This window comes from Kribbella sp. NBC_01245 (genome assembly GCF_036226525.1).
Classification (GTDB): domain Bacteria; phylum Actinomycetota; class Actinomycetes; order Propionibacteriales; family Kribbellaceae; genus Kribbella.
In genome coordinates this window covers 8,074,816-8,091,251 of sequence record NZ_CP108487.1, presented here as the reverse complement: position 1 = coordinate 8,091,251, position 16,436 = coordinate 8,074,816, and the positions used below count along the sequence as shown (strand labels likewise).

The 16,436-nt window shown below is 68.0% G+C and carries 15 protein-coding genes; 3 read left to right on the top strand and 12 right to left on the bottom strand.

Features of this window, described 5'->3' with window-relative positions:
* Positions 1-6: 6 nt before the first annotated feature.
* The 7 genes from OG394_RS37255 to OG394_RS37225 all read right to left on the bottom strand — a co-directional run bounded on the left by OG394_RS37255 (position 7) and on the right by OG394_RS37225 (position 6,996).
* Positions 7-2,835, bottom strand: coding sequence for a DEAD/DEAH box helicase (locus OG394_RS37255; protein ID WP_328992004.1), 2,829 nt, complete (start codon positions 2,833-2,835; stop codon positions 7-9).
* Between the two features lie 139 nt (positions 2,836-2,974).
* Entirely contained in the window at positions 2,975-3,853 is an 879-nt protein-coding gene (locus tag OG394_RS37250; protein WP_328992002.1) for a chitosanase, read from the bottom strand.
* Between the two features lie 153 nt (positions 3,854-4,006).
* Entirely contained in the window at positions 4,007-4,633 is a 627-nt protein-coding gene (locus OG394_RS37245; RefSeq protein WP_328992000.1) for a DUF1345 domain-containing protein, read from the bottom strand.
* A gap of 74 nt (positions 4,634-4,707) precedes the next feature.
* Complete coding sequence (locus OG394_RS37240) at positions 4,708-5,577, bottom strand: diacylglycerol/lipid kinase family protein (RefSeq protein ID WP_328991999.1); 870 nt, start codon at positions 5,575-5,577, stop codon at positions 4,708-4,710.
* A complete protein-coding gene (gene tatC, locus OG394_RS37235; RefSeq protein ID WP_328991998.1) occupies positions 5,577-6,386 on the bottom strand; it encodes a twin-arginine translocase subunit TatC in 810 nt (269 codons plus the stop codon). Before tatC ends, OG394_RS37240 begins: the two co-directional genes overlap by 1 nt.
* A gap of 28 nt (positions 6,387-6,414) precedes the next feature.
* Positions 6,415-6,735 (bottom strand): twin-arginine translocase TatA/TatE family subunit, encoded by a 321-nt coding sequence (locus tag OG394_RS37230; protein WP_328991997.1) that lies wholly within the window; start codon positions 6,733-6,735, stop codon positions 6,415-6,417.
* Between the two features lie 60 nt (positions 6,736-6,795).
* The gene (locus OG394_RS37225; protein ID WP_328991996.1) at positions 6,796-6,996 is read right to left on the bottom strand and encodes a hypothetical protein; all 201 of its coding nucleotides are present in this window, start codon (positions 6,994-6,996) and stop codon (positions 6,796-6,798) included.
* Between the two features lie 97 nt (positions 6,997-7,093).
* Here OG394_RS37225 and OG394_RS37220 point away from each other — a divergent pair, with 97 nt between their 5' ends.
* The gene (locus OG394_RS37220; RefSeq protein WP_328991995.1) at positions 7,094-8,275 is read left to right on the top strand and encodes a winged helix DNA-binding domain-containing protein; all 1,182 of its coding nucleotides are present in this window, start codon (positions 7,094-7,096) and stop codon (positions 8,273-8,275) included.
* Between the two features lie 5 nt (positions 8,276-8,280).
* Here the strand turns inward: OG394_RS37220 and OG394_RS37215 are convergent, their stop codons facing one another.
* The 4 genes from OG394_RS37215 to clpX form a co-directional block, all read right to left on the bottom strand.
* Positions 8,281-9,255, bottom strand: coding sequence for a helix-turn-helix transcriptional regulator (locus OG394_RS37215; RefSeq protein WP_328991994.1), 975 nt, complete (start codon positions 9,253-9,255; stop codon positions 8,281-8,283).
* Positions 9,252-10,235: a helix-turn-helix transcriptional regulator gene (locus OG394_RS37210; RefSeq protein ID WP_328991993.1), complete on the bottom strand. Its 984-nt coding sequence runs from the start codon at positions 10,233-10,235 to the stop codon at positions 9,252-9,254. The genes OG394_RS37215 and OG394_RS37210 overlap by 4 nt, the downstream gene beginning before the upstream one ends.
* A 515-nt stretch (positions 10,236-10,750) precedes the next feature.
* Positions 10,751-11,782 (bottom strand): IS110 family transposase, encoded by a 1,032-nt coding sequence (locus OG394_RS37205; RefSeq protein WP_328991452.1) that lies wholly within the window; start codon positions 11,780-11,782, stop codon positions 10,751-10,753.
* A 121-nt stretch (positions 11,783-11,903) separates the two neighbouring features.
* The gene (gene clpX, locus OG394_RS37200) at positions 11,904-13,154 is read right to left on the bottom strand and encodes an ATP-dependent Clp protease ATP-binding subunit ClpX (protein WP_328991991.1); all 1,251 of its coding nucleotides are present in this window, start codon (positions 13,152-13,154) and stop codon (positions 11,904-11,906) included.
* Positions 13,155-13,221: 67 nt separating this feature from the next.
* Between clpX and OG394_RS37195 the strand changes: the two genes are divergently transcribed.
* Together OG394_RS37195 and OG394_RS37190 are read left to right on the top strand one after the other, a co-directional pair.
* Complete coding sequence (locus OG394_RS37195) at positions 13,222-14,262, top strand: TetR/AcrR family transcriptional regulator (protein WP_328991990.1); 1,041 nt, start codon at positions 13,222-13,224, stop codon at positions 14,260-14,262.
* The gene (locus tag OG394_RS37190; protein ID WP_328991989.1) at positions 14,262-15,338 is read left to right on the top strand and encodes a DUF3866 family protein; all 1,077 of its coding nucleotides are present in this window, start codon (positions 14,262-14,264) and stop codon (positions 15,336-15,338) included. Before OG394_RS37195 ends, OG394_RS37190 begins: the two co-directional genes overlap by 1 nt.
* A gap of 57 nt (positions 15,339-15,395) precedes the next feature.
* Here the strand turns inward: OG394_RS37190 and OG394_RS37185 are convergent, their stop codons facing one another.
* Complete coding sequence (locus tag OG394_RS37185) at positions 15,396-16,349, bottom strand: FKBP-type peptidyl-prolyl cis-trans isomerase (RefSeq protein ID WP_328991987.1); 954 nt, start codon at positions 16,347-16,349, stop codon at positions 15,396-15,398.
* Positions 16,350-16,436 lie beyond the last annotated feature (87 nt).

Genomic DNA, 16,436 nt, shown 5'->3' with positions numbered 1-16,436 from the left:
AAAAGGTCAGTCGACGACGGACGCGTACGAGATGACGCCACGGCGGATCTCGTCGGTCACGGCGCGCGCGGTCTTGCGCAGATCACCCGGGCCGGCAGCGTCGGCGACCTGCTCGGTGAGGTCGATCAGCTGCTTGACCCAGCGGACGAAGTCGCCCGCCGCGAGATCCGACTCGTACAGCACTTCGGTCAGCGAGGCGCCGGACGCCCAACGGAAGGCGGCCCAGCAGAACCCGAGGTCCATCGGCCGGAGGAAGTCGACCCGCATGTTCCGCTCGAGGGTGGACAGCTCGCGCCAGATCCCGCCCATCTGGTCCAGCACGGTTCGCACGTCGCCACCCGGCAGGCGTGGCGAGGTCGGCTCGTCCTTGGCACGCGATTCGAAGACCAGCGCGGCGAGGCAGGCCGCGAGCTGCGGCACGTCCAGACCGTCGAACACGCCTTGGCGCAGGCACTCGGCCGCGACCAGGTCGAGCTCGGTATAGATCCGGGACAGCCGGTCGCCCGCCTCGGTGGTCTGATCGCCGTCGAGATAGTGCAACGCGTCCAGCACCTGGCAGACCCGGTCGAACTGGCGGGCGATCGTATTCGTCCGCTGCTCGATCTTGCGCTGGGTCTCGCGAGTCTCCCGCTCGAGGCGGAAGTAGCGCTCGGCCCAGCGGGCGTGGTCCTCGCGGTCGGCACAACCATGGCAGGGGTGTGCCCGCAGCTCGGCGCGCATCCGCTGCAGCTCCGGGTCGTCCGACTGCTGCACGGCATCGCGGCCGCGGCTGCGGGACGGCGGCCCGTCCTCGCCGAGCATGTCGGTCCGGCCGCGCAACACGTGGGCGAGATCGCGGCGCTGCTGCGGATTGCGCGCGTTGAACTTCTTCGGCACGCGCAACGAGCCGATCGACTCGACCGGTGCCGGGAAGTCGATCATCGACAGTTTGCGCACCTGCCGGTCGAGCGTGAGCACGGTCGGCCGCGGGCCCTCGCGCTCGGAACGCACGCCCGGATCGAGCACCAGCGCCCAGCCCGCACTCCGGCCGGCCGGCACCCGGATGATGTCGCCGATCCGCAGCTTCTCGATCGACTCCTGCGCCTCGACCCGGCGATCCAGCTTGCGCTGCTTGGACCCGGACGATTCGTACTCGCTGATCTTGCGGCGCAAAGCGGCGTACTCCAGGAAGTCGCCGAGGTGGCAGTCAATCGACTCCTTGTACCCCTCGAGCGCCTCGGTGTTGCGCTGCACCTGCCGGGCCAGACCAACGACCGCCTGGTCGGACTGGAACTGCGCGAACGACAGCTCCAGCATGTCCCGAGCGCGCCCGCGACCGACCTGGCGGACCAGGTTGACGGCCATGTTGTACGACGGGGAGAACGACGAGCGGAGCGGATACGTACGCGTCGAGGCCAGACCGGCCACCGCGCGCGGGTCGAATCCGGGCTGCCAGAGCACGACCGCGTGACCCTCCACGTCGATCCCGCGCCGTCCGGCCCGGCCGGTGAGCTGGGTGTACTCCCCCGGGGTGATGTCGGCGTGGGTCTCGCCGTTCCACTTGCTGAGCTTCTCGAGTACGACGGTTCGCGCGGGCATGTTGATACCGAGGGCGAGCGTCTCGGTCGCGAACACCACCTTGATCAGGCCTCGCGCGAACAACTCCTCGACGCACTCCTTGAACGCGGCGAGCATGCCGGCATGGTGCGCGGCGATCCCGCGGCTCAGCGCCTCGGCGAAATCGTGGTAGCCGAGCACGCCGAGATCCTCGTCCGGCAGGTCGACCGTACGCTCCGCGAGCACGCGCTTGATCTCGTCCCGCTCGGCCGGTTTGGTCAGCCGCAGGCCGGAACGCAGGCACTGGACCATCGCGTCCTCGCAGCCCTTGCGGGAGAAGATGAAGAAGATGGCGGGCAGCAGCGCGGCCGCGTCGAGCTCCTCCACCACATCCGACCGGAACGGGGTGAAGTGCGACTTGCCCGGCCGCTGCTTCGGCAGGTCGCGGCGGCGCCGGGGCTTGCGCGAGTCGTCGCGGAAGATCCGGTTGTCGTCGCGCGCGATCCGGACGAGCTGCGGGTTGACCAGGTCCTTCACGTCGAAGGCTTCCTGCTTTGCCGGATTGCCCGAGCGCTGGGGTTTGGCCTGTGCCGGCACCGGCGCACCTGTCCGGGCGGTCGGGGCCTCGCCGGCGAACAGATCGTGCAGGCGCTTGCCGACCATCACGTGCTGGAAGAGCGGAACGGGCCGCTTCTCCTCCAGCACGACGACGGTGTTACCGCGGACGGTCTCGAGCCAGTCGCCGAACTCCTCGGCATTACTCACCGTGGCCGACAGCGAGACCACCGCGACCGAGTCCGGCAGGTGGATGATGACCTCTTCCCAAACCGCACCGCGGGCGCGGTCGGCCAGGTAGTGCACCTCGTCCATCACCACATACGACAGGCCGAGCAGCGTGTGCGAACCGGCGTACAGCATGTTGCGCAGCACCTCGGTGGTCATCACCACGATCGGCGCCTCGGAGTTGATCGAGTTGTCCCCGGTCAGCAGGCCGACGTTCTCACTGCCGTACCGGCGGACGAGATCGCCGTACTTCTGGTTGCTGAGCGCCTTGATCGGGGTGGTGTAGAAGCACTTCTTCCCGCTCTTGAGCGCCAGGTGCACCGCGAACTCGCCGACGATGGTCTTGCCCGACCCAGTCGGCGCCGCGACCAGCACCTGATGCCCGTCCTCCAGGGCGGCACACGCGCGCAGCTGGAAGTCGTCCAGCTTGAAGTCGTACAGCGAGCGGAACTCGGCGACCGCCGGGTGGCCCTGGTCCGAGCGGAAATTTGCGTACTTCTCGGACGGGGAGGTCATGACGCCAGGCTATGCGACGCCACCCCCAATTCCCGAACACCCCTGGCAAGGGCGTACCGATGGTCCCGTCATCGCGATGACGAGACCATCTGGGTGGGCCTCCGCTCCGGCGGGCGGTGGGAGCGGAGGCCGTTCCACATCAGCCGATGTGGAAGCTGTCGCCGTAGACCTTCCAGTCGAGGGGCGTGTTGAGGTTGAGGTTGCCCTTGTTGAGGAACACGCGCTGGGCGGTGTCGACGCGGCTGGTGTCTTCGTGCGCCGCCTCCTGCTTCATCGCCCAGACGCGGGCGTCGAGGAAGGCGTGCAGGTACGTCGTCTGGTTGCCGCCCTCTGCCGGGGTCTTCGCCTTCCCGCGAGCACGCTTGCGGATCGAGCCGAAGCTGGTCGAGTCGCCGCCGTTGCCGTGCATGACGATGGCGTCGTAGTAGATGAACTGGCCGAGTACGCCGAGGCCGTCCGACTTGGCGCGCGAGACCGCCGGGTTGAAGTAGACCCGGTCGCGCTCGGCGTTCTGCGCGGCCTTGAAGACGCTGTCGTTCGCAGCGGTCTTCCAGTCGCGGGTGTAATTGGGATCGAGCCCCGCGTGCGAGTCGGTGCCGTCCACCTCACGGAGGGCGGGGAGGTACTTCGCGAGGACGTTGCCGGGCTTGCGTGCCTGGTAAAGCTCAACCAGGTCGAGCATGTCGCCCGTCCCGGAGCAGAATCCGATGATGCCGGCGGTGTATCCGCGGCCGTCGTTGATGTCCTCGATGTACTTGTACTGGGCCTTCCAGTTGAGCGAGGAGTTCTCGGCGCTGGAGACGATCTTCATCGCGATTTCCTTCTTCGCCGGGTCATCCAGACCGACGGCGGCGACTACCCGATCAGCGGCAACGGCCTTGCTGGTCGGGTATTCGAGAGGAACGTCGCGCAGCGGCATGGCGCCGGCCGGCGACGACGTACCGGCAAGGGTGAGGCCGAGCAGAACGCCGACGGCGGTGAAGCGGCGGCGGGTGGTGCTCCGGGCGAGACTGCGCACCTGGTCCTCCTGAGCTGAATCGTGGGGCTTATCTGTTAGGAAAGCTTCCTATCAGAGAGATCCAGGCCACAACAAGAGTCCAGAGATTTCAGTCCGTGATCCGGCAATCACCACCCGCCACCGTTGGCCGCTGGGAACGTCAGGGGTGAGCGGTCAGCGGCCGCTGATGACGCCGACGGCGATGCCGAGGATGGCGGTGTTGTAGAAGAACGAGAGCACGCTGTGCGTCAGGACCAGGATTCGCGTCGGCCGGTTGCGTACCTCGACGTCGGACGCGGCGAACGAACAGCCGGTGGTGAAGGAGAAGTAGACGAAGTCGAGGTAGGCCGGCGCCTCGGTGCCGGGAAAGACCAGTGACCGGTCCGGAACGAGCCGGCGGTAGACCTGCGCATAGCGCTCGGCGTACCCGAAGTGCAGGATGAACCAGGCCAGAACGACCACCGCGGCGGCGCCGAAGAGGCGGGCCACGTCGATCTCATCCGAGTTGCTGGTGGCAACGATATCGAGGCCGCAGCCGATGCCGATCAGGCTGGTCAGCAAGGTGAAGACGAAACGCGCCCGCCGCCACGCGAGCGGCCCGACGAGCCAGGCCGTCTCCGTGATCGGGCGTAGCCGGAAGGCGCGCGAGACCCGGACCACCAGGTAGAGCAAGGCCAGCAGATTCCAGCCCAGCAAGGCCGTGTTCATCGACGGTTGCGGCACCCAGAAGAGAATGTAGAGGCCGAGGGCAAGCAAACCCGCGTCGATTACCGTGGACAGGCCGGAAAGGACCTTCGGCATCAGCTGTCACCTTTCGTGCGATCAAGCTGAAGATCGCACGATTCAGTCCGCGACCGGACCGCGACGCACCGTGATCAGTAGACGATCAGCGCGCCAGGTTTGATACCGATGTCGATCGGCAGCGGACCGAGCCGCTCGCCATCGGCGTACGCCGTGACACCCGGCGCCTCCACCCGCACGCTGGTGCCGCGCAGCTGGCGCACCAGCGGATGCGGGACATGGGTGCCCTTGGCAAGCTTCGGGAACAGCTGGAGCAGCTTGAGTCGCGAGATCGGCTCGATGATCGTGACGTCGAGCAGCCCGTCGTCGATCACCGCGCCGGCCAGGATCTGCAGGCCGCCGCCGTACGACGGGGTGCTGCCGACGGCCACGATCATCGCCTCGGTCTCGATCAGCTGACCGTCGACCGTCACCTTGAACGGCAGCGGCGTGAACGTTCGCAATTCGGCGATCGTCGCGACCGTGTAGCGCTGCTGCCCCTTCGGCCAGTTCATCCGGTTGACCCGCTCGTTTACCTTCGAGTCGAACCCGCTGCACATGATCGTGGTGATCAGTTCACCCTTGGCGGTCGCCAGGTCCACCGCCCGGGTCTCCCCCGCGATGATGCGGTCGGCGGCGGCCTCGGGGTTCTTCAGCGGTACGCCGATGGCGCGGGCGAAGTCGTTCCCGGTACCGGCCGGGATGATGCCGGTCGGCAGGCCCGAGCCACCGAGCACCTGGGCGGCCAGGTGGATCGTGCCGTCGCCGCCGACCAGGGCGACCGCGTCCGCGCCGGATGCGATCACCTCGGCGGAGATCCGGCCGACGTCCTCCGCACAGCTGGTGGCGAACTCCGAAACGGTCAGGCCGGCAGACTCCAGCCGGGCCCGGACCACTGGAGCGACGCGGGCGCCGAGGCCCCGGCCGGAGGTCGGGTTGACCACCAGCGCGATATGACGGGCCATCAGTCGGCGGCCAGATCTTCTTCGAGCTTCTTCGCGCGGCGTTTGTCCACGATCCGCGCGATGATCTCGGCCGCGAAGTACAGCACGCACATCGGCACGGCCAGGAACATCAGCGAGAACGGGTCACCCGAGGGCGTCGCGACCGCGCCGAAGACGAAGATGATGATGATCGTGTACGGCCGGAACTTCGCCAGCGCGGTGGCCGGCACCACGCCGAGCAGGTTGAGCAGCACGACCACGAGCGGGATCAGGAAGGCGATGCCGAAGACCAGCAGGGTCCGCAGCACGAAGTTCAGGTAGTCCGGCAGCGCGATGAGGTTCTGCACGGCCTCGGGGGTGAAGCCGATCAGGATCTCCAGGCCCTTCGGCAGGGTCCAGTAAGCGACTGCGATACCCGCGCCGAACAGCGGGGTGGCGATGGCGGCGAACAACATCGTCCACTTGCGCTCGGTGCGGTGCAGCCCGGGCACGATGAACGCCCACAGCTGGTACAGCCAGACCGGCGCGGCCAGGATGACGCCGAAGACCAGCGCGATCTTGATCCGGAACGTGAACGGATCGGTGACGTTGGTGAAGGTCAGCTTCGGCTCTTCACCCTTGGCCCGGAGCAGATCGCCGATGCTCGTCTCGAACGGATGCCGCAAAATGTCCAGCAGCGGATCGAAGTAGATCCAGCCTGCCACGGCACCCAAAACGATCGCGAGAATGGCCTTGACCAGCCGGTTGCGCAGCTCGGTGATGTGCTCGCGCAGGGTCATCCGACCCTCTTCGTCCTTCGGGCGGCGCTCTTTCCACCGTCCGATCTTCATCAGCGCCACAAGAGGTGAAGCGCGTGGCTCAGTTGGCCGTGTGCGTCGGCGGCACGCCGTCGCCCGGGCCCTGGCCGTTCACCTGCGTGTTCGGCTGAGCGCTCGGCTGCGGCTGCTGGCTGGGCGCCTGCACGGGCGGGTGGATCGACTGCTCCGGGCTCTGCGTGCCCTGGGTCAGCTCACCATCTGCCTTCTTCTTGCCCGGGCCGACCTCTTCTTCCCAGATCTTCTTCGACTTGCCGAGCTGACGCACGAGCGTCGGCAGCTTGGTCGAGCCGAACAGCAGCACGACGATGGCAAGAACGATGAGCCACTCCGCGCCCGAAGGCATCGTGAGAAGCGTAATCATGACGGATCTCCCTTTTCCCACACCAACTGGTTCTCATCGACCGCGAATTCGTGGCCGATCCTACGCCCGGCTGCCGACCTTCGTACCGGTGTCCGCCGTGGCGGCGTCCGCCGGTGCCCGCTGGGCCGCTTCGAGTTTGGCCTGCGCGACGCCGATCTCCCGGGCCAGCGCCTTGCTCTGCCCCCACAACTTCCGCGCGAGCAGCACGAGGACTATCGCCCACACCACCGCCACGCCGAGGAACAGCAGGAACCAGTACATGCGTCCGAGCCTAGCCGGTCATCCGGCCCGACCGCAGGCCAGCCGTCCATCGTTCACTTTGAACGGAATTGTCGGCAGCCCCTGATAAGACTTCCGCATGCGAAAGATCGACGTCACCGAGCGGCGGGCCAGGATCGGCCGACGGCACCGGCTGGCCCCGTCCGCCCAGGCGGCGAGCCCGCTCGAAGCCGCCGAGTCGCTCGTGGTGCTGCACGCCACGGATCCGGCAACCGTCTACCTGTCGGTCACCGCGCGCGTCCCGGGCATGACGGTCGCCGACACGGAGCAGGCGCTGTACGACGACCGGAGCCTGCTGCGGATGCTCGGCATGCGGCGCACGGTCTTCGTGGTGCCGACCACTCTCGCCGGAGTGGTCCAGACGGCGTGCACGGACGACATCGCCGTTCGGCAGCGGAAGTTGCTGGTCAAGCATCTCGCCGAGGCGGGCGTGCCCGACGCGGCCGACTGGCTCACCGAGGTCGAGGCGTCGACCGTCAAGGCCCTGCAGGCGCGTGGTTCGGCGACCGCCACGCAACTTGGCGAGGACGAGCCGAGGCTGCGGACCAGGCTCTCGATGTCCGAGGGCAAGGCGTATGCCGCCCAGCCGTTCGTCACTAGCCGGGTGTTGTTCCAGCTCGCCGCCGACGGCCTGATCGTGCGCGGGCGCCCGTTGGGGACGTGGATGAGCGGCCAGCACCAGTGGTCCCCGATCGAGACGTGGCTGCCGGCAGGGCTCCACGTCGGCCTGTCCGCCGAGGAGGCCCGGGTGGAGCTGGCGCGGCGCTGGCTGGCGTCGTTCGGCCCGGGTTCGACGTCTGACCTGCAGTGGTGGACGGGGTGGAATGGCGGCCAGACCAAGAAGGCCCTCGCCGCCGTCGACGCTGTGGAGGTCGAGCTGACCGGCACCGGTACGACGGGCTGGGTGCTGCCGGGTGACGAGGAGCCGGTCGAGCCGGTGGAGCCGTGGGTCGCGCTGTTGCCCGCGCTCGATCCGACGCCGATGGGCTGGAAGGAGCGCGATTGGTATCTCGGCGAGCACAAACCCCAGCTCTTCGACAACACCGGCAACGTCGGGCCGACCATCTGGTGTGACGGCCGGATCGTCGGCGGCTGGGGTCAACCCGAATCGGGTGAGATTCGCTATCGCCTTTTGACCGATATCGGCCAGGAAGCCGCGGCTGCCGTCGAGGCCGAGGTGGCCCGGTGGAGCAGCTGGCTCAACGGGATCCGGGTCCCACACCGCTTCCGCTGTCCCCTGGAGCGTGAACTAAGCCAATAAAAACTTCAGAAGTCGTACGCCTTGAGGGCTTCGCGGGCGGTTTCGGCGATGCGAGCGCCGAGGTCGGCCGGTTCGAGGACCTGGGCAGAGCCGCCGAGGCGCAGGATGAGGCGTTGCAGCCAGGCCGTGTCGGCCACGCGCAGGGTGATCACCAGGGAGCCGTTCGGGCCTTCTTCGACCGACTCGGTCGGGTAGTACTCGGCGACCCAGCGCGCGGGTGGCGCCAGCCGGACGGTGGCCAGCAGATCCGCCTCGGACGGCTGGAACATCCCGTTCGACAAGTCGCGCGGGGTGGCCTGCGCGGGCGGCTCGCTGGGGAGGTCGAGCAGCTGGGCGGCGGCGATCCGGTCCAGCCGGAACAAGCGGACGTCCTCGGCGAGACGGCACCAGGCCTCGAGATACGTGCGACCGTCCGAAACGACCAGGCGCATCGGGTCGACGTCCCGCTCGGTCGTCTCGTCCCGCGACGGTACGTCGTACGTCAGGTGCATCCGGCGATGACCGGCCAGCGCGCGGTTGACCGTCTCGGCGATCTCCGGCCGGGTCGGTTCGACGTGCACGTGGGCGACCGCACCCTCGACCGCCGCGGCAGCGCCTTCGCCGGCGGCGCGCTCGAGTTTCGCGATGGCCCGGTCGACGGCGTCCCGGTCGTTGTCGCCGGTGACCTCGCGCAGCGTGCGGAGGGCCGTCAGCAGCGCGAGGGCCTCATCCGCGGCGAGGCGCAGCGGCCGCGCCAGGTAGTCGGCGTTGTTGATGTGGATGACGCCGTCACCCTCGGCGGCTTCGATGTCGATCTCGATCAGGTCGCCCATCTGCGCGCCGGGCAGACCGCAGAACCAGAGCACCTTGAGATCGGCGATGATCTGCTTGGGTTTGACCCCGAACTCGGCGGCGACATCCTCCACCAGGGCGCCGTCGTTCTCGCGGAGATACGGCACGAGGGCGAGCAGGCGCTGGACCTGATCCCGCGCGCTACTCACGAGGGCACCCCGGCGCTGTCACTCGGCACCCCGGCCACGTCGCGCAGGCGTCGCAGTACTCCGTCGAGGACGTCACCAGGCGCCTCGACCACGGCTTGTGGCCCGTACGACGCGATCTCCTCGGCAAGGACGCCGGCATCGGCGTACGGCACGTGCAGAAGGTCCCAGCCGTCCTCATACGGCTCGACGGCGGTCGCGCGGCGGCGCAGGCTCACGCAGGAGCCGGCGCGAGCCCGGACCTTCGCCTCGGACGTCGGTGGCGGCGGCGCGAGCTCGGAGACCAGGCCGCGCAAGTCGGTGCCCTCCGGCACGGCGAAGGCTTCGGGTGAGCCGATCGTCTTGACGTTGCCGCCGATCCGGGACAGCCGGAACATCCGGGTCGCCTGGCGATCGCGATCCCGGCCGACGACGTACCACCGGCCGTGCCAGGAGACGATGCCCCACGGTTCGAGCGTGCGGTGGGTCGGCTGGGCCGCGCCGCTGCGCAGGTGCTCGAACGTCACCACGGTCCGGGTCACGACGGCCGACCAGAGCGGGTCGAAGGCCGGTTCGGAGGCGCCGACGTGCGGCTCGATCGCGCTCAACGCCGACTGGTCGGTCTGGATCCCGGCCGCCTTCAGCTTGAGCACGGCCGAACTGGTCGCCTCGGCCAGGCTCGCGTGCTGCCAGACCCGGGCGGCGACGCCGAGCACGGCGGCCTCATCCGGCTCGAGGTGGACCTCGGGCAGCTCGAAGACGTCGCGGCGGATCCGGTAGCCGATGTCGTCGGAGAAGAACTTGTCGATCGTGCCCATCTCGATCGGGATGCCGAGATCGCGCAGCTCGTCCTTGTCCCGCTCGAACATCTTCTCGAAGGCATCCACGGTGAGGCCGGCGTAGCCCTCGACGACCTCGCGGATGCGCTCTTTGGTCACGTAGGTGCGCGCCACCAACAGGCAGATCACCAGGTTGAGCAGCCGCTCACTCTTCCGCGCCGACACCCGTCCACCTTATGCGGTCGCGGGCCACGAACCCGCCTCATTTGCCAAACCCGCCGCCGGACACTTCCACAGCCGGCCTTTCCCGAATTTTCCCACCGCGAGTAGTCATCCCTGAAGGGGTGGGGTTGTGCAAGGGGCTGGTGGGTGCGTGTTTTGTGGGGTTCCGGTCGGGTTTTGGGCAGCGTGGTGTGCGGCCGGGGTCAGGGCCGGCCGGAGGCCGCCCGGAGGGCTTGGTCTTGACGCTGGTCGTAGACCATCGCCAGCCTTGCTGTGACCGGAATGCCGGTATAGGGGTTGTGGGTCGGTTCTCCATCCCTTGTCTTGTGCAAGGGTCCGGCAGGTCGGGTTGCTCGACTGCCCTGTCATCCCTTCGCCCCGCAGGTCTTGGGGGCATGGAGTGGTTCGGCCCGCAGCGCGCGAGGTCAATCACGTACAACGACCGTGCCCTGGATCACCGGTTCGGGATCGGGAGGTCTGACCACTCAACGACCCTGCGTGCGCTGCGGTCGAGCTACTCATACCGGGTCCTGGCAGCGGGCCAGCGCACGGATCTCGTGGTCGCGCAGCCCGTAATAGACCAGGGTGAGTAGTTTGCGGGCCGCGGCGACCTTGGCGATGTTGGTACCGCGGCGTTGCTCGATGCGGTGCCGGTCGGCAGCGATCTTGGCCACGGTGGCGTGCTGCACGGCCTCCACCGCTGCCCACCGCACCAGCCGGGAGCCCTGCTTGCTGATGTGACCGCGGTGAACGGTCGTGTCGGACTCACGATGCCGCGGGGTCAACCCTGCCCAGCTGGCCAGCGCGGCGGCGTTGGCGAACCGGTGCACATCACCGATCTCGACCACGAACACGGCCGCGAACGTCGGCCCGACACCAGGCAACTGCTGAATCACCCGATACCCCTCATCACCGGCCAGCCGGGCCGCAATCAACGCCGCGAACCGGGCCTCTTCCCGATCAAGATGATCGATCAGATCCAGCAGCGACCCGACCCGGACCGCATACGCCGCCGGCAACCGGCACCCCGCCAGCCATTCGCGCCCGGCGACACCGAACAGGTCACTCACCCTCGCCCCGAGACCATTCTTGGCCAGCACCGCATGAACCTGCGCCTTCAACCCCGACCGGACCTTCACCAGCTTGGCCCGATACCGCACCAGCTCCCGCACCTCCCGCACCGGCGGCGGCGCGATCCACGCCTGCGGCAACCGCCCCATCCGCAACAAATCCGCCAGATCGAACGCGTCCCGGACATCGTTTTTCACCCGCCGGTACCTGAACCCTTTCACCCCCAGCGGATGCGCCAAATACACCTCCGCACCCGCCGCCCGCAGCTCGTCCACCGCCCAGTACCAGCCATACGTGGCCTCGACCACGACCCGCGGCACCGGACCCGCCAACCCGATCTGCTCGCGCAACACCTCACGGTCATTCACAATCCGGACCCACCCCAACGACTCACCAGACTCAGACTGACGAGCAATCACCGAACGCCGCCGATGCAGATCAATACCCACAACCTGCCGACCGTCGTACTCTGCACACATAAGGGGCCTCCTTCCCCACTCGTGCAAAACCTGCACACCGAGCATCACTCGGAAACCACGACGGGCGGGAGGCCCCGCCCCTTCATCGCATCACGTCTGGCCACCTCACGGAGGTGTGGGCTCAGGCGGACTTGTCGTGACGCTCCGGAGCCGGGCGGGGAACGAGCGTGGGCAGGGCGTGTTCGGCGACGACCTCGGCGGTGATGACCACGCGCTCGACGTCATCGCGGCCCGGGATGTCGTACATCACCGCCATCAGCACCTCCTCGAGGATGGCGCGCAGGCCACGGGCACCGGTCCGGCGCAGGATGGCCTGGTCGGCGACGGCCTCGATCGCCTCGCCGGTGAACTCGAGCTCGACGCCGTCCAATTCGAAGAGGCGGCGGTACTGCCGGATCAGGGCGTTGCGCGGCTCGGTCAGGATCCGCACCAGCGCGTCGCGGTCGAGACTGCGCACACTCGTCACCATCGGCAGCCGGCCGACGAACTCGGGAATCAGGCCGAACTTGAGCAAGTCCTCCGGCGTGACCTCGCCGAATACGTCGTCGAGATCCCGGGTGGTCTGGATCCGGGCACCGAAGCCGATGCCGCCCTGGTTGACCCGCTGGTCGATGATGCGGTCGAGGCCGGCGAAGGCACCACCGACGATGAAGAGGATGTTCGAGGTGTCGAGCTGGAGGAACTCCTGGTTCGGGTGTTTGCGGCCACCCTGCGGCGGCACGCTCGCGACCGTGCCCTCGATGATCTTCAGCAGGGCCTGCTGGACGCCTTCGCCGGACACGTCCCGGGTGATGGACGGGTTCTCGCTCTTGCGGGCGACCTTGTCCACCTCGTCGAGGTAGATGATGCCGGTCTCGGCCTTCGCGATGTCGAAGTCGGCGGCCTGGATCAGCTTGAGCAGGATGTTCTCGACGTCCTCGCCGACATACCCGGCCTCGGTCAGCGCGGTGGCGTCCGCGATCGCGAAGGGCACCTTGAGCATCCGGGCCAGCGTCTGGGCGAGATGGGTCTTACCGCAGCCGGTCGGGCCGATCAGCAGGATGTTGGACTTGGCCAGCTCGATCTGGTCGACGCCGCGCTTGGCCGATGCCTGGATCCGCTTGTAGTGGTTGTAGACCGCGACGGCCAACGTCTTCTTCGCCCGATCCTGGCCGATCACGTACTGATCGAGGAAGGCACAGATCTCCACCGGCCGGGGCAGCTCCTCGAGGCCGGGTGCCGCCGACTCGAACAGCTCCTCCTCGATCAGCTCGTTGCAGACGTCGACGCACTCGTCGCAGATGTACACGCCGGCCGGACCTGCGATCAGCTTGCGGACCTGCTTTTGTGATTTGCCACAGAAGGAACACCTGAGCAGATCCCGGTCGGCCACGTCAGCGGTCCTTCCCTCACGAATCCAGATGTTCAGATCATCCGGATGGTCCGAGTATCTTAACCAGGTGGCAGGTCGTCTCAGCAGAACCCAAGCGCAGCTACAGACCCGAGGTCGGGTTCTCGCTGCCGCGCGCGAGGAATTCGCCGAACACGGGTTCCGGGCCGCCCGGGTGGACTTGATCGCGGACCGCGCCGGGTTGACCCGCGGCGCCGTCTACTCGAACTTCCCGGGCAAACGCGCGCTCTACTTCAGCGTGCTGGCCGAGGCCGCCGACCGCCCGGTGGAGGCACCACCTGGACGTCGTACGGCGACTGAGGCGTTGCGGGAGTTCGCGCGGATCTGGGTGACCGGGCTGCCGCTCGAGCTCGATCCCCGCGGTGATGCGCGGATCAGCCAGGACCTGCTGCCGGAGATCATCGGCGACGAGACACTCCGGCAGACCTTCGGCCAGCTGATGAAACTCGACGCCATCCTGCTCGGCCTCGCGCTCGAAAGCCTGCGTCCGGGCCGTCGGCTGGTTCGGGTGGCGGAGTCCGCCCTGACCAGCCTGTACGGCGCGAGCCAACTCGTGGCGGCAGCCCCGGGATTCGTCGAGCCCTTCAACGTGGTGAACGCCTGCGAGCGGTTGCTGCAGTTGGACTTCGACGACTGGTGGCCGCCTTCGCAAAGCATCGTGCCGGTCGAACCGGTCGACGAGGAATGGGCTCCCCCGCCCTCGGTCGACCTGGTCACCGGTCAGCCCGCGCGCCTCGACCGCGATGGCGTCGTCACGGTGCTCGGCCTCGAACGGCTCGAGGCCGCCGAGGACGCCGTACGGGCTGGAGCTGCGACGACTCTCGTGATCCCGGTCGACGCGTCTGACGAGCGGGCGCCGTTGACGCGATTGGTCATCGCCGAGGTGAGCACGTGTTTGCGCGAGGCCTTTCCGGCGTCGGCTTGGCCCGCACTCCAGGTCGTACTCGATCCGTCCTGCCTCGGGATTGCGGCGGCCGGGGATCGGGTCGAGGTGGCGGTGCGGATTCGGGGTGGGCGGGTTGTCGCGCGGGCCGCTGGGCGTGGTGCCGGGCATGTGGTGGCGAGTGCGGACATTAAAGTCACCCTGTGATGCGTTGGCGTGCAGGTTTCGTGACCGAACTCGGGCGTAGTTGGACCGGAGCGCAGGAGTTGGTGGTCTCGGTCGGCGACACCGCCGTGAAGGCCCTGGCCTATCCGGACCTGGTCGGCCTGCCGCTGATCGGCGATCGCGTCCTGCTGAACGTCGGCGCCCTCGATCGAGGTCTCGGTACGGGCGGATACGCCTTGGTGGTGGCGATTCCGGACCGCTTGCCGGCCGATCCGCCGGAGAGCGGGCACCTGGTCAAAGCGCGGTACACGCCCTTGCAGTCGATGGTGCTCGGCGCCGACGAGCAGGATTCGCCGGACCACGAGGTGCTTCGCGACGCGGACGACCTCGCGGGCACGCCTGTCGTCGTGGCAGACCTGCACTCGGCACTGCCCGCCGTACTCGCCGGGGTGTACGACGCTCGCCCCGGGACGAGGGTGGTCTACGTGATGACCGACGGCGGGGCATTGCCGATGGCCTTCTCCCGTACGGTTCCGGCTCTACGCGACGCGGGGTGGCTCGCTGGCACGGTTACGGTCGGGCAGGCGTACGGCGGCGACAGGGAGGCCGTGACGGTCCACACGGGCCTACTGACGGCAGTGCGCGTACTAGGGGCCGAACTGGTCGTGATCACGCAAGGCCCAGGCAACCTCGGTACTGGTACTCGCTGGGGTTTCTCCGGCGTCCAGTCGGGTGAAGCCATCAACGCGATCGGAACGCTCGGCGGCCGCGCAGTCGCGTCACTACGCATCTCTGAGGCCGATCCCCGACCACGCCACCGCGGCATCTCTCACCACAGCCTGACCGCTTACGGCCGCGTGGCGCTTCAACCCGCTGACGTCGTCGTACCGGATCTCCCGGGCGAATTCGGCGACCTGGTCCGCGATGCGGCCGAACCCCTGCACGCCCGCCACCGAGTCGTCCGAGCCTCCGTAGACGGCCTGTACGACGTACTGGCTGCTGCGCCGGTCAAGCTCTCGACAATGGGCAGGGACCTCGACGGCGACCGCGCGTACTTCGAAGCCGCCGCAGCCGCCGGCCGCCACGCTGCCGCACTAGTAGATCTACCCAAGGCCTGAAATGCCAACGGCCGGGCCGTCCTCTGGAAGAGAGGGCGACCCGGCCGTTTGAGTGGATCAGGCGACGGTGATCGGCAGACTGTCGATCACGTCGAGCACCACGAACGCGGCCTGGCCCTGCTGCGCCGGCAGGTGCATCAGGACGCGGCTTCCGACCGGTACGCCGACGAGCGCGGCGAGCGGTCCGGCCTGGCCGGCGGCTGCACCGGTCGGGGCGACCGGCTGTGCGACCGCCTCGGCGACCGGCGACTGCTGGCTCGGCACATAGGTGCTGAACTGCTTCTTACCGGTGTAGTCGAAGATCGCGTAGTGCATCCGCACCATCGAGTTCTTCTCGACGGGCGCGCCGGTGCCCTTGACCACGAGGATCGGCTTACCGGTGGTCTTCGGGGCCTTGTAGCCCTTCGGGACGGTGACCTTCGGCTCGGCGGTGACGGCACCGGTGACGGCCGGGTTGCCCGCGGGGATCGTCTGCGCCGCGCCACCCACGGACTTCTTGCTGGTGTCGAAGGCGCCGACGATGTCGACGACGAAGATCAGCGTGTCGGTACCGGTGATGCCGGCGTCCTTGTTGCCGGCCTCCTTGTAGCCCTTGTCCGGCGGGATCGAGAGCAGCACGCGGCTGCCGATCTTCTTGCCGACGAGAGCCTCGTCCCAACCGGTGACGACCTTGCCGACGCCGATCGGGAACGCCGCGGGCGCGCCACGGTCGTAGGAGTTGTCGAAGACCTTGCCGTCGCGCCAGATCTGGCCGATGTAGTTGGCGACCAGCAGCTCGCCCTTCTTCACCTCGGCGCCCTTGCCCTCGGCGAGGACCTCGGTCACCAGAGCCTTGTCCGGCTCACCCTCTTTGTGGGTGATGGTCGGCTTCTTGCCGAACGATTCGGTGACCTTGATACCGCTCTTGCCGAAGTCACCGCCGTCTCCGGCTTTGTCTTCCGAGCCACAGGCGACCAGGGACGAACCCAGGGCCACGGCTGCGACCAGACTCAACAGCTTGCGCACGAGCACCTCGAAAATCTCACGGCGCGACCCTGTCTCGGCAGGCCCGCCTCAGTACGGCCAGATGAACGCCGACCACCCTAGCCTGCGCTCGCA

Coding starts and splice junctions, on each gene's coding strand:
- OG394_RS37255 (WP_328992004.1), bottom strand. CDS start 2,835: ATGACCTCCCCGTCCGAGAAGTACGCAAATTTCCGCTCGGACCAGGGC.
- OG394_RS37245 (WP_328992000.1), bottom strand. CDS start 4,633: ATGCCGAAGGTCCTTTCCGGCCTGTCCACGGTAATCGACGCGGGTTTG.
- OG394_RS37240 (WP_328991999.1), bottom strand. CDS start 5,577: ATGGCCCGTCATATCGCGCTGGTGGTCAACCCGACCTCCGGCCGGGGC.
- tatC (WP_328991998.1), bottom strand. CDS start 6,386: ATGAAGATCGGACGGTGGAAAGAGCGCCGCCCGAAGGACGAAGAGGGT.
- OG394_RS37230 (WP_328991997.1), bottom strand. CDS start 6,735: ATGATTACGCTTCTCACGATGCCTTCGGGCGCGGAGTGGCTCATCGTT.
- OG394_RS37225 (WP_328991996.1), bottom strand. CDS start 6,996: ATGTACTGGTTCCTGCTGTTCCTCGGCGTGGCGGTGGTGTGGGCGATA.
- OG394_RS37220 (WP_328991995.1), top strand. CDS start 7,094: ATGCGAAAGATCGACGTCACCGAGCGGCGGGCCAGGATCGGCCGACGG.
- OG394_RS37205 (WP_328991452.1), bottom strand. CDS start 11,782: ATGTGTGCAGAGTACGACGGTCGGCAGGTTGTGGGTATTGATCTGCAT.
- OG394_RS37190 (WP_328991989.1), top strand. CDS start 14,262: ATGCGTTGGCGTGCAGGTTTCGTGACCGAACTCGGGCGTAGTTGGACC.